11 protein-coding genes are annotated in these 13,170 nt (G+C 46.7%); 6 read left to right on the top strand and 5 right to left on the bottom strand.

Features of this window, described 5'->3' with window-relative positions; all coding sequences use genetic code 11:
* Positions 1–182 precede the first annotated feature (182 nt).
* The 5 genes from lpxC to D0C16_RS11270 all read left to right on the top strand — a co-directional run bounded on the left by lpxC (position 183) and on the right by D0C16_RS11270 (position 7,496).
* A complete protein-coding gene (lpxC, locus tag D0C16_RS11290; RefSeq protein ID WP_151032482.1) occupies positions 183–1,094 on the top strand; it encodes a UDP-3-O-acyl-N-acetylglucosamine deacetylase in 912 nt (303 codons plus the stop codon).
* 332 nt (positions 1,095–1,426) lie between these two features.
* Positions 1,427–2,353: a M23 family metallopeptidase gene (locus D0C16_RS11285; protein WP_151032481.1), complete on the top strand. Its 927-nt coding sequence runs from the start codon at positions 1,427–1,429 to the stop codon at positions 2,351–2,353.
* 155 nt (positions 2,354–2,508) lie between these two features.
* Entirely contained in the window at positions 2,509–5,247 is a 2,739-nt protein-coding gene (gene secA, locus D0C16_RS11280) for a preprotein translocase subunit SecA (protein WP_151032480.1), read from the top strand.
* 58 nt (positions 5,248–5,305) lie between these two features.
* Positions 5,306–6,526 carry a bifunctional glutamate N-acetyltransferase/amino-acid acetyltransferase ArgJ gene (argJ, locus tag D0C16_RS11275; protein WP_151032479.1) on the top strand — a complete coding sequence of 407 codons (1,221 nt, stop codon included), beginning with the start codon at positions 5,306–5,308 and terminating at the stop codon, positions 6,524–6,526.
* A 16-nt stretch (positions 6,527–6,542) separates the two neighbouring features.
* Positions 6,543–7,496, top strand: a complete 954-nt coding sequence (locus D0C16_RS11270) for a Nudix family hydrolase (protein WP_151032478.1) — start codon at positions 6,543–6,545, stop codon at positions 7,494–7,496.
* A 1-nt stretch (position 7,497) separates the two neighbouring features.
* Here D0C16_RS11270 and yacG read toward each other — a convergent pair whose 3' ends face one another.
* Genes yacG through pilB form a run of 5 tightly spaced genes read right to left on the bottom strand, consistent with a single transcriptional unit; the run spans position 7,498 to position 12,278 of the window.
* Positions 7,498–7,716 (bottom strand): DNA gyrase inhibitor YacG, encoded by a 219-nt coding sequence (yacG, locus tag D0C16_RS11265; protein ID WP_370458210.1) that lies wholly within the window; start codon positions 7,714–7,716, stop codon positions 7,498–7,500.
* A gap of 12 nt (positions 7,717–7,728) precedes the next feature.
* Complete coding sequence (gene coaE / locus D0C16_RS11260; RefSeq protein WP_151032477.1) at positions 7,729–8,364, bottom strand: dephospho-CoA kinase; 636 nt, start codon at positions 8,362–8,364, stop codon at positions 7,729–7,731.
* A 2-nt stretch (positions 8,365–8,366) separates the two neighbouring features.
* The gene (locus tag D0C16_RS11255) at positions 8,367–9,263 is read right to left on the bottom strand and encodes an A24 family peptidase (RefSeq protein WP_151032476.1); all 897 of its coding nucleotides are present in this window, start codon (positions 9,261–9,263) and stop codon (positions 8,367–8,369) included.
* A gap of 2 nt (positions 9,264–9,265) precedes the next feature.
* Positions 9,266–10,549: a type II secretion system F family protein gene (locus D0C16_RS11250; protein ID WP_151032475.1), complete on the bottom strand. Its 1,284-nt coding sequence runs from the start codon at positions 10,547–10,549 to the stop codon at positions 9,266–9,268.
* Between the two features lie 4 nt (positions 10,550–10,553).
* Complete coding sequence (pilB, locus tag D0C16_RS11245) at positions 10,554–12,278, bottom strand: type IV-A pilus assembly ATPase PilB (protein ID WP_151032474.1); 1,725 nt, start codon at positions 12,276–12,278, stop codon at positions 10,554–10,556.
* Positions 12,279–12,554: 276 nt separating this feature from the next.
* Between pilB and D0C16_RS11240 the strand changes: the two genes are divergently transcribed.
* Positions 12,555–13,046, top strand: coding sequence for a pilin (locus D0C16_RS11240; protein ID WP_151032473.1), 492 nt, complete (start codon positions 12,555–12,557; stop codon positions 13,044–13,046).
* Positions 13,047–13,170: the final 124 nt, after the last annotated feature.

Genomic DNA, 13,170 nt, shown 5'->3' with positions numbered 1-13,170 from the left:
TGTTTTAAGTTAATGGCTATGACAGGTATTGCCGGTTTTAACTGGCTGATCCCTGTCACCATTGGTAACATGCCCGGGTAAATGTGGGGTGAAAGTGGCCCTGATTCTTATTCAGCATTGGTTAATGGCTTGTTTTCAATACTGCTTTGAACAATGCGAGTAAAACGACTGCGGGTGAAAAAATGATTAAACAGCGAACCTTAAAAAGCGCGATACGTACAACCGGCGTCGGCTTGCACACTGGGGACAAGATTCAATTGACCCTTAAGCCTGCGCCTATTGATAGCGGTATTGTGTTTCGCCGGGTGGATTTGGATCCACCGGTGGAGATTAAGGCTACTGCGAAAAATGTAGGGGAAACCACGCTTTCCACCTGCCTGATCAAAGATGATGTCAGGGTCTCTACCGTTGAGCATTTGATGTCAGCTTTAGCCGGGTTGGGAATTGATAATGCGATTGTTGAACTTAATGCACCTGAAATTCCGATCATGGATGGCAGCGCCGGACCCTTTGTGTTCCTGATTCAATCTGCCGGCGTTCAGGAACAAAACGCGCCTAAAAAGTTTGTACGCATCAAGAAAGAAGTGACCTTGAGAGATGGCGATAAAGTCGCCAGCTTTCTCCCCTTTGATGGTTTCAAAGTATCTTTTTCCATCGAATTTGATCACCCGGTATTTAAGGATCGCCGGCCACAAACTGAGTTGGATTTTTCCAGCTCATCCTTTGTGACTGATATAAGCCGAGCGCGTACTTTCGGTTTTATGCATGAGATTGAGTACTTGCGTTCTAAGGGGTTAGCCCGAGGTGGCAGTATGGACAATGCGATTGTGGTGGATCAGTACAAAATTCTAAATGAAGATGGCCTTCGCTTCGAAGATGAATTTGTGAAGCATAAAGTGCTGGATGCCATCGGTGATTTGTACATGTTAGGTAACAGTTTGTTGTGTGAGTATCGTGCTCATAAATCGGGGCATTCGTTGAATAACCGGGCGTTGCAGCTTTTGTTGGAGCAGCCGGATGCTTGGGAGATTGTTACTTTTGAGGAAAATCAAACATCGCCAATTACCTACATTGAGCCTATAGCGGCAGCCTGATGACCTTTTTCGCCCTGTTTAAAGTGTGAACAGGGCGATAAATTTCTACTTGTTAAACCCTTCCTTTCTGTGCGATATTTCGGATGCGCGCACTTATGTGCCCTTTGCAAGGAATCTCCGCACTGCCATATTTCCGCTGTGAAATTTGTGTAACTGCTTGTTTTAAAACGCTTTTAATCGTCTCTAAATAATTCGAAAGTGTTTTAATCGGATGTATTGAATTCAGTGTATTGAAATAGTCGTTACCTGAGAGTCGAACTTTTTAGTGGGGACTTTACGCAACATTCATGGTTGCAGGGTTTCTTTTAATGAATAAAAAAGTAGATTTCTAAATGAAGATTATTATCGTCAACAAAGATCATGCGCAGGCCCGCAGTTTTACCCTTGGTGGGTGGACGCGCGCGTTTCTGTCTGTGTGTCTGCTGGGAATTCCCACCTTTGTTGGCGCTTGGGGCTACAGTTGGCTGGTATCTGATGAGCGTGATGGCTTCTTTAATGCTGATCAAGCTTGGATGGATATCTTGTCTGCCCGTGAAACCGAGATTGAGCAGGAGCGGGAAGCCTCAGAAGAGCAGCTAGTTGCCTTAACCAAAAAGTTGGGGGAGCTGCAGGCGAGATTGATGCGTCTGGATGCCTTAGGTGAGAAGCTCACATCCGCAGCCAATCTTGAGCAAGGTGAATTTGATTTTAGCCAGGCGCCTGGCTTTGGTGGTCCGTCGCAATCCACCCCCGATAATACTTACACGACTCCCGACTTCTTTGCTGCTGTTGATCAATTATCCCAGCAGGTAGACAGTCGCGAGCAACAGCTAAATACTATTGACGCGCTTTTGGCCAAGCGTAGTTTGAGTGAAGAAACTGCTGTGTCTGGCTCACCAGTTACCAATTCTTTTATTTCCTCCCGTTTTGGCTATCGCACTGATCCTTTCACAGGAAAAACCGAATTTCATGCTGGATTAGATTTTACCGCCCGTCAGGGGAGTAAAGTTAGCAGTGTTGCGGCGGGCATAGTTAATTGGGCCGGGCGCCATCCTGAATACGGTAATATGGTCGAGATTAAGCACAGCGATGGCTTGGTTACTCGTTATGCGCACAACAAATCCAATCTGGTTAAAGCCGGGGATGTCGTAAAAAAGGGGCAGTTAATCGCTTTGTCTGGCTCCACCGGACGTTCAACCGCTCCTCATGTTCACTTTGAAGTCTACAAAAATGGGCGAGTAGTTGACCCTGCCGCCTACATTCGCCGCACCAATCGCTAATTCTTTTCTTCTTTGCCACTAGCTTGATTTCGCTCTTGCTTTAGTCGGCTCCTTCCTATTTACTTGCCAGCCACTTTTTATGGCTCATCACATTATTTTTGCTCTGTGTGCTGCGCAATTTTTGTTCGGTTTTTGGAATTATTACGGTATTTAACATGATCGGTAAGTTAATCAAGGCGGTGTTCGGTTCGAAAAACGAGCGCGAATTAAAGCGCATGAATAAAGTCGTCGTGCGCATTAATGCGCTTGAACCTGATATGCAAAAGCTCAGCGACGAGCAACTCAAAGCCAAAACAATAGAATTTCGTGAGCGTTTCCAAAAAGGTGAAACACTTGATCAATTATTGCCTGAAGCCTTTGCGACAGTACGCGAAGCTGGTCGTCGTGTCATGGGCATGCGTCATTTCGATGTACAGATGATTGGTGGTATGACATTGCACGAAGGTCGTATTGCAGAAATGCGTACTGGAGAAGGTAAAACGCTGGTGTCAACGTTGCCCAGTTATTTGCATGCACTCGCGGGTAAAGGTGTACACGTGGTTACCGTGAATGATTATCTGGCGAGTCGCGATGCTAATTGGATGAAACCACTCTACGAATTTTTAGGTATGAGTGTAGGCGTTATCCAATCAATGCAGCCGGCCACGGTAAAGCGTGAGGCTTATGCAGCAGATGTGACTTACGGCACCAATAACGAATATGGCTTCGATTATTTGCGCGATAATATGGCGCTAAGCAAGCGCGACAAAGTGCAGCGCCCCCTTAATTTTGCAGTGGTCGACGAAGTTGACTCAATTTTAATTGATGAAGCGCGTACGCCGCTTATTATTTCCGGTGCAGCTGAAAATAGCGCTGAAACCTACAAGCGTATGAACCAACTGGTTTTAAAGCTCAAGCGTCAAATTGATAATGGTGAAGATGGCGATCGCCGCGTAATTACTGAGGCTGGTGATTTCACGGTAGATGAAAAATCTCGTCAGGTTGAATTGACTGAAGACGGCCATCAAAAGGTAGAAGATTTATTGATCCAGTCTGGCATGCTCCCGCCGGATCAAAATTTGTATGCAGCTAACAACCTTTCACTATTGCATCACGTTAATTCTGCGTTGCGCGCTCACGCGTTATTTCATCTGAATGTTGAGTACATCGTACAAGAAGGCCAGGTCGTTTTAATTGACGAGCATACTGGCCGTACCATGCCGGGTCGCCGCTTGTCTGAAGGGTTGCATCAGGCGATTGAAGCCAAGGAAGGTGTTGCCATTCAAAGTGAAAGCCAAACGCTCGCCTCAACAACTTTCCAAAATTATTTCCGCTTATACCCAACACTTGCGGGTATGACAGGTACTGCGGATACCGAAGCTTATGAATTTCGTGAAATTTATGGCTTGGACGTAGTTGTAATTCCTACTAACAGAACGATTCAGCGTATCGACATGAATGACAAAGTGTATTTGTCATTGGAAGAAAAATACCTTGCGATAGTTGAAGACGTCAAAACTTTTCAAGCTAAAAACGCACCGATTTTGGTGGGAACTGCATCGATTGAAACGTCTGAAGAAATGTCTCGCCGTTTAACGAAGGCGGGCATTAAACATCAGGTCCTGAATGCAAAATTCCACGCACAAGAAGCGGAAATTATTGCGCAAGCGGGTCGTCCGGGTGCAGTCACGATTGCCACAAACATGGCTGGTCGCGGGACCGATATCGTGCTCGGTGGGCGTTGGGAGTCTGAGGTTGCCAAGTTGGAAAATCCAACGCAGGAACAAATTGACGCAATTAAAGCTGAGTGGAAGCAGCGTCATGAAACTGTATTGGCTGCGGGAGGCTTGCATATCGTCGGGACTGAGCGCCACGAGTCGCGTCGTATTGATAACCAATTGCGCGGTCGCGCGGGCCGTCAGGGTGATCCTGGTTTAACACGTTTCTATTTATCTCTCGAAGATAACTTGATGCGTATTTTTGCCTCCGAGCGTGTGCGCAATTTTATGCAGGCGTTGGGTATGGAGAAGGGCGAGGCGATTGAGCACCGCATGGTGAACAACGCGATTGAAAAAGCCCAGCGCAAAGTGGAAGGTAGAAACTTTGATATTCGTAAACAGCTGCTTGAGTTTGACGATGTTGCCAACGAACAGCGCCAAATTATTTATCATCAGCGCAATGAACTGCTAGACGCGGATTCTATTCGTGACACGGTTACGGCGATTCGTGCAGAAGTTGTTGAAGAAATGGTAAATGGTTTTATTCCTCCGCAGTCTATTGAAGATCAGTGGGATATTTCTGGTTTGGAGAAGCAAATTCAAATGGATTTCGGCTTGTCGCTGCCTGTTGCCAAGTGGCTGGAGGAAGATACGCGCTTACATGAAGAAACTCTGCGTGGGAAAATCCTCGATGAGATTCAAGGCGCTTATAACGCGAAGTGTGAGCGTATTGGCGAAATTCTTATCGAGATTGAAAAGCAGGTCATGCTGCAAGTTTTGGACAATGCGTGGAAAGAGCACTTGGCAACCATGGATCATTTGCGTCAAGGAATTAATCTTCGCTCTTATGCGCAGCGAAATCCAAAGCAGGAATACAAGCGCGAAGCCTTTGAGTTATTCCAAAGCCTGTTGATGACCGTGAAACGTGAAACTGTACATTTGATGGCACGTGTAGAACCAATTACGCGCGAGCAAATGGAGGCGATGGAGAATCAGCGTCGCGAAGAGCTTGCGCGTCAAAAAATGCAATTGCGTCATGATGAACTTTCTGCGTTGGGTGAGCCCGATGAAGAGCCCGCAATGGCGCCACGTCAGCAATCTCCTGTGGTGCGCGAGGGGCGCAAAGTAGGTCGTAATGACCCCTGTCCCTGTGGTTCAGGAAAAAAATACAAAAGCTGTCATGGTCAACTGGAATAATTTTTTGCTTTTATTGTTTGAGTCATAATTCGGGTACATTTTTTTAGAGAACATAGTTATGGCAGTTGGTGAATATCCTTTTCCGCAGATGCACCCCGTAAAAGGTGTGAAATGTACTGCCGTTAGTGCAGGCATAAAAAAAGTTGGCCGCCGCGATGTGGTGTTATTTGAATTGGCTGAAGGCTCTAGTGTAGCGGGTGTATTCACAAAAAATGCATTTTGTGCAGCACCGGTTACCCTGTGCAAAGAGCACTTGGCGAAAGCAGAAATTCGCTTTTTAGTGATTAATTCCGGCAATGCCAATGCATGCACCGGTGAGCAGGGCCTGTTGGATGCAAAAGCAACTTGTGCCGCTATTGCCCAGCTTGCTGGCGTAAAACAAGAGCAAGTGTTGCCATTTTCCACCGGGGTAATTGGTGAGCCTTTACCGGTTCAAAAAATTACCGCAGTAATTCCAGAGGCTTTACAAAAAGCCCATGAAAACGGCTGGGACGACGCTGGTGCAGGTATTATGACCACCGATACCCGTGCGAAAGGGTTTAGCCAGCAGTTTGAGTATCAGGGCAAAACCATCACCGTGAATGGGATTTCCAAAGGCGCGGGCATGATAAAGCCCAATATGGCCACTATGCTTGGTTATATCGCGACCGATGCAAAAATTTCTCAGTCTTTATTGCAGCAACTCGCGCGTGAAGCAGCGGATAAATCGTTTAATCGCATTACGATTGACGGTGATACATCAACCAATGATTCTTGTATTTTGGTGGCTACAGGTCAGATTGACTTGCCGGAAATTACGGATGTTGCCAGTGAGTTATACGCGAAATTACGCGAAGTCATTATTGCCGCGCATGTTCATCTTGCCAAAGCAATTGTGAGTGATGGTGAAGGTGCTACCAAGTTCGTCACTGTAGCTGTAAGTGGTGGTGCAAATCGCGATGAATGTCTTGATGTTGCTTATGCTGTTGCTCATTCACCATTGATTAAAACAGCGCTGTTTGCGTCAGACCCAAATTGGGGGCGTATTGTTGCTGCCATTGGGTATGCCGGTGTTCCCAGTTTAGACGCAACCAAAGTTCGCGTGCATCTAAATGAGACCTTGATTGTAGAAAATGGTGGGCGTGCAAAAACCTATACCGAAGAGCAGGGGCAAGCTGTAATGAATCAGGCGGAGATTGCGATTAATATTCATCTTGGTCGTGGTGATTTCGCTGAAACTGTTTGGACGACTGACCTATCCTACGAATATGTTCGAATTAACGCGGACTACCGTTCGTAATTAATTTAGTTATACCGTGTCTAAATTAATTCATGTTGCCGTAGGTGCAATTGTTGGCAATGACGGTCGTATCCTGATTGCCAAGCGTCCGCAAGCTGCCCACCAAGGCGGCTTGTGGGAGTTTCCCGGTGGCAAAGTTGACGCCGGTGAGTCTGTTCAGCAGGCATTAGCGCGTGAGTTAAAAGAAGAGCTCGCGATTGAAGTGATTGCCAGTGAACCGCTGATACAAATCCGTCATCATTATCCAGATAAATCTGTCCTGTTGGATGTTTATAAGGTTACCCATTTTGTCGGAATACCCATTGGTGCAGAGGGACAGCCCGTATGTTGGGTTCCGATAGATGAGCTGGTTAGTTACGAGTTTCCCGCCGCGAACAAGCCTATCGTGAAGGCGCTTTCACTAGCGGATAGATATTTAATCACTGGTGACTTTGTCGATGATGACGATTTTTGTCAAAGATTGTTGAAGGCCTTGCGTCAAGGCATCCGCCTTGTGCAGTTTCGCGTAGATAATCTGGATTTAAGTCGGCATAAAAAACTGTTGTTTGAGGTAATCTCCCTTACCGAAAGCTTTTCTGCAAGTTTATTCATTAATTCTTCAGTTGGTTTGTTTGAAGATATTGTTGAGTTGTTCCCTTCTGCAAATATTGCATTACATTTGAATAGGCATAATGCGGCGGCTATATCCTCACGTCCAATTACTACTAGATATACGCTGGGGGTTTCCTGTCACAGTGAATTGGAAATCGCGCACGCGCAAGAAATTGGAGCAGACTATTTGCTACTTTCTCCAGTGAAAAAAACCACGTCTCACCCCGGCGCGGTGCCAATGGGTTGGAGCAATTTCAAAGCTCTGGTTGAGCTGGCGAATGTGCCTGTTTACGCATTGGGTGGTGTTGGTCAGAGTGATCTTCCACAGGCAAAATCGGTGGGTGCACAAGGTATTGCAGGCATTAGCGCGTGGTGGTGACTTAGCGTTGAAGCTCATCTTCTGAATTAATGTCCAGATTGTCGCCGGCAATGCGATGATTTTCGCTGGCCCACTCCCCCAGATCGATCAACCGGCAGCGGTCGCTACAAAAGGGGCGAAAAGGAAAGTCAGCATTCCAAACCACAGCTTTTTTACAGGTTGGACAGGCGAGTGTGATTTCCGGAGACGTCATTTCTGAGTGGGTAGGTTGTTCTGCCATAAATAATTCGTTTTATTTGGATTGGTTGTGGCTAGCGAGTTCTAGATAAAGCACGTGCAGTTTTTCTACTTGTTCATCCAGAGCACTAATTTCGCCGTGGTTTTGAATAATATCATTCGCTCTTGCGCAACGCTCCTGACGTGATAGCTGAGTTTGCATTATGGCTTTTATTTGAGCTTCATTATTAGCATCGCGGTGACTGGCACGCTCAATTTGTAACTGCTCTGCGGTATCAACGACAAGAATCCTGTCAACCAACAAATACTGTTGAGTTTCCAGCAATAACGGTGATGCAAGAATACAGTAGGGGCTTAAGGCATTTTCCAGCTGGGTACGAATTCGTTGATTAATCAATGGGTGTAATAGCTGCTCTAGCCAGGCTTTTTCATTGGGGTTGTTAAAAATAATTTCGCGTAGTTTTGCTCGGTTGAGCGGCGGTGTTTGATTGTCTTTTGCTGCTGATAAAATGCTGTCGCCAAAATGCGTCCGGATTTGATCGAGCGCTGGCATCCCGGGTTCTACAACTTCGCGCGCAACTATATCGGCATCAACAACAATAACACCCTTCGCGATAAAGCGGCGGCACACTTCGGATTTACCGCTGCCGATACCTCCAGTGAGGCCAATAATGAGTTTTTTTGGAGCCATCTTTAGTAGCTGACAAATAACTTCAAGTAGGCGTGGTTAATCGTATCGCCCCATACAAATGCAATCCAGCCTGCGATCGCTAAATATGGGCCAAATGGGATAGGAATATTTTTATCTCGACCGCGCACCACAATTAAACTAATCCCGATTACTGCGCCAACCAGTGATGACAATAAAATAATTTGCGGCAGCATCTGCCAGCCCATCCAGGCGCCCAGTGCAGCCAGCAATTTAAAATCGCCATACCCCATGCCTTCTTTTCCCGTCAGTAGCTTAAACAGCTTGTAGACTGACCAAAGTGACAAATAACCAGCAACTGCACCCCACAGGGCACTGGGTAAATCAGTAAACGCATTGAAGCTGTTAGCGATTAAGCCGAGCCATAACAAAGGTAGGGTAATGTCGTCAGGTAGTAGATAAGTGTCGAAATCAATCATGGTTAGTGCGATTAGCGACCAGGTAAATATCAGCGCTGCCAGTCCGTTCCAATTGGCTCCCGTGTAAAAGATGACTGCGACTGATAGCAGACCTGTCACAAGTTCTATGGTTGGATATCGAGCGGAGATTGTTGCTTTACATGCGGAGCATTTGCCGCCCAATATCAGGTAGCTAACCATGGGAATATTCTCCCATGGTTTTATTTTGTGTCCACAGCTCGGGCAGCGCGAGCCAGGAACCATTAGGTTAAACGGTTCCTCGGGTTCGCTAATCGGGGGAAGTGAAGCTACATCTCCGTTTTGAGAGCTGAGCTCATTGCATTGTTGCTTCCATTCACGTTCCATCATTTTTGGAAGCCGGTAGATCACTACATTTAAAAAGCTGCCGACTAATAAACCCAAAATTAATACGCAGCTTAGTTCGAGCGCCGGATGAGCGTGCACCAAGGAGAAAAAATCCACGTCTATACAACCGATCCAAGCTGGAAGATAGGCAGATACATCGCAATCATCAGTCCACCAACCAAGATCCCCAACACCGACATAATCATTGGTTCCAGCAGGGATGTCAGGCTGTCAACCATGTTGTCTACCGCCTCTTCATAATAAACAGCTACTTTATCCAGCATGGTGTCTAGCGCACCGGATTCTTCTCCTATCGCTGCCATTTGGATTAACAGCGTAGGAAACGTCCCTCTCGCTTTCAGTGCGGTATTCATCTGGATGCCTGTTGACACATCTTCTCTGACCTTAATAATTGCGTCAGTATAAATTTTATTGCCCGTAGCACCTGCTACTGACGTGAGAGCATCGATTAGGGGGACACCGGCGGCGAATGTTGTCGCAAGTGTGCGCGAAAACCTTGCCATGATAGAGAGATAAATAATTTGGCCAATAATTGGCAATTTAAGTACGTATTTATCGACTAAGTATGAAAATTTTGGAGAACGACGATTAAGTTCTTTAAAGGCAAACGCTCCACCAGCCATCCCTAGAAGAATGATAAACCAGTAGGCTTGCGCGAGTTCGGACAAGTGTAAGACAAACAAGGTAAATGCTGGTAAGTCGGCGCCAAACCCACTAAAGGTAGATGCAAATTGAGGTACGACCTTAACTAGCAAAATACCCGTCACTATAATCGCTACCACTATTACCGCAGTAGGGTAAGTAAGTGCCTTTTTGATTTTTGCTTTCAGAGCCTCAGTTTTTTCTTTGTATGTGGCAATTCGGTCCAGCATGGTTTCTAGTGACCCTGATTGCTCACCAGCGTCTACCAGGTTGCAGAATAAATCATCGAAGTATTTGGGGTGCTCACGAAGAGCGTTGGCAAAACCTCCACCAGCTGAAACACTGTCTTTGATTTGCAAGACCATTTTGCGAAGATTTTGATTCTCCAAGCCATCCGCGACAATCTCAAACGCTTGTACCAGTGGAACCCCGGCCTTCATCATAGTCGCCATTTGACGAGAAAATACGGCGATGTCAGCGGGTTTAATCGATTTTCCGCCCGCGCCGAACAGCGGCTTCGCCTTTTTTGAAATCGAGCGAGTGGTTATGCCTTGCTTGGCGAGTAATGTTTTGACAATCGTTGGGCTGATGCCGTTGATCTCTCCCTGAATTTTATTGCCTTTCTTGTCCACGCCTTTGTAGACGTAGGTGTTTGTAACCGGCACAGCCTTTGGCTTTATGGCTTGCTTGGCCTTGCTTGTTGAAGCGCTGGATGATTTTGTTGTAGATGCTAGTGCCATGGAATTAATCCTTGGTGACTCGGTTAGCCTCTTCAAGGCTGGTTAAACCCATTGCGACTTTACGCAATGCGGAAATTCTCAGGTTGTTAAAGCCTGCTTCTTTGGCCGCTCTTGCAATTTGTAAAGAGTTGCCGCCTTCCATTATAAGGTTGGCAATCTGTGGGGTGATGCGAACCACTTCATATACACCCACCCGGCCTTTATAACCCCCATTGCATTTTTCGCAGCCAACGGGATGAAACAACTGGAATTCTGAGCGCGGAATACTGACTTCGTCAAACCCTTCCTGCCGAAGTATCTCTTCCGGGATATCAGTGGCAGGTTTGCGACACGCGGTGCACAGACGGCGGGCAAGGCGTTGGGCGATAATCAAGCTCACCGATGTCGCCACGTTGAATGCGGGTACACCCATATTTAGCAGGCGCGTAAGCGTTTCAGGTGCCGAATTGGTGTGTAGCGTTGACAATACCAAGTGTCCAGTTTGGGCCGCCTTAATCGCGATTTCAGCTGTTTCAAGATCGCGAATCTCCCCCACCATGATAACGTCGGGGTCTTGGCGCAAGAAAGACCTGAGTGCCTCCGCGAAGGTTAAGCCAACTCTTGTGTTCATTTGCACCTGGTTAATACCTTCCAGGTTTATCTCAACCGGGTCCTCTGCCGTGGAAATGTTGACTTCAGAAGTATTGAGAATATTTAGGCCCGTATAAAGCGATACAGTTTTACCACTACCGGTGGGGCCGGTAACCAGAATCATTCCTTGCGATTGTGCCAATGCGTCCAGGTAGAGTCTTTTTTGGTCATCCTCATAACCCAATGCATCGATTCCCAGCTTTGCAGAGCTGGGGTCGAGAATACGCAGCACAATTTTTTCACCGAAGAGGGTAGGCAGGGTGTTAACCCGAAAATCTATCGCGCGAGTTTTGGAAACTTTCAGTTTTATGCGTCCATCTTGTGGTAAACGTCGCTCGGAAATATCCATTTGCGACATTACTTTTAAGCGTGCCGCCATCCTGGTCGCAAGGTTAACCGGTGGTCGCGAGACTTCATGGAGTACCCCATCTGTACGGAAGCGAATACGGTAAGTTTTCTCGTAGGGCTCGAAGTGAATGTCTGATGAACCACCTTTTATCGCGTCAAGCAATACCTTGTTAATGTACTTTACGATAGGTGCTTCATCGGCTTCGGGAGTGTCGTCACTGTTGTTCTCATCAACTGTCTGAACATCCAGCTCGTCAAGATTCTCATCGAGCGTTCCCAGTGCATCACCCAAGTTACCTTCTTGAAGGTTAAAGTATTGCTCGATCGCAGCTTTGAGTTTGTCTGCTTCTACCAGAACAGCTTCCGTGTTGATTCCAGTGTTGAACTTTATTTCATCCAGTGCGTGGATATCGGTGGGGTCTGTAACCGCTAAAAATAGCCTGTTGCCCCTTCTGGCGATTGGCAGGGTGTGATGCTTGCGAATGAGCTTTTCGTCAACCAGCTTTAGCGGTATGGATTCTTTGTTTAGCGCTGTGAGGTCAAAAACCGGTGAGCCAAATTCCTCTGCGGCGACACGAGCTATGGTGCGCGCATCCAAAATTTCTTTACTGACAAGCATATCAACAAAAGGAATGCCGTCTTTTTTTGCCTGAAGCATCGCCTTTGCGGCTATTTCGCCATCAATCAGGTTGTCTGCGACCAAGCGTCTCGCCAATCCGTTAAGCGCAGTGGAGTTTGCTGGGGTGTTCATAAGTGCATCCGAGAGAAAATTCGTTACATTCACGAGAGAATACTAGCTCATATGGTACTTAATGTATGCGCAAATATGGAATGACAAAAAATGTCACTTATTGTCCATGTTGGTTGCTTCAAGTGCCCGTTAGGCACGCTAAAAACACCCACTGCCCAGCTCTGCTGAGCAATAATCTCGGTTAAATAAAGGGATTCGAGCAGTTGGTATGCGCATTGCTTGACTTTAACTGTGTTTAACAAAACGGCTAGTCGCCCAACTTAATCGGAGTTAGTTATGAAGCAAATGCAAAAAGGTTTTACGTTGATCGAATTGATGATCGTTGTGGCGATCATTGGTATCTTGGCTGCTGTAGCTCTGCCGCAATACCAGACCTACGTAGCTAAGTCACAAGTGTCTCGCGTGATGACTGAATTGGGTTCTTTAAAAACAGTAGTGGAGACCTGTTTGCTGGAGGGGCGTGTCAATCCGGTGAATGTTGATGCGGCACCAGATGCTGACGAATGCGTTATCGGATTTGCCGGTAGTACTCTGCTTGGAGCTTCGGGATCGGATCTGGGGTCGGCTACTGGTAAGGGTGGTGTAAATATAACTATCGCTGATGACGGTACAAGTGATAGCACAATTGGCGGTGCGTTTGGCAACGGCGCTGCGGCAGCCATTGCTGAAAAAACTCTGTCGTGGACTCGCGATCCAAATGGTTCCTGGACTTGCTCTTCAAGTGTTGATGGCAAGTACGCTCCCAATGGTTGTGGTTCAGGCAGTTAATCGACTCAGTATTTCGCTGGTCAAAAAAGGCGCCTTGGGGCGCCTTTTTTTTAACTTTCTGTGCTGTTTATGTTATCAGTGTTATCTAGTAGTGTTTTTATGTGTCAGCGTCAGGGACGTATCG

This window comes from Cellvibrio sp. KY-GH-1 (genome assembly GCF_008806975.1).
Taxonomy (GTDB): Bacteria; Pseudomonadota; Gammaproteobacteria; order Pseudomonadales; family Cellvibrionaceae; genus Cellvibrio.
This window is presented reverse-complemented; position numbering and strand designations above follow the sequence as displayed.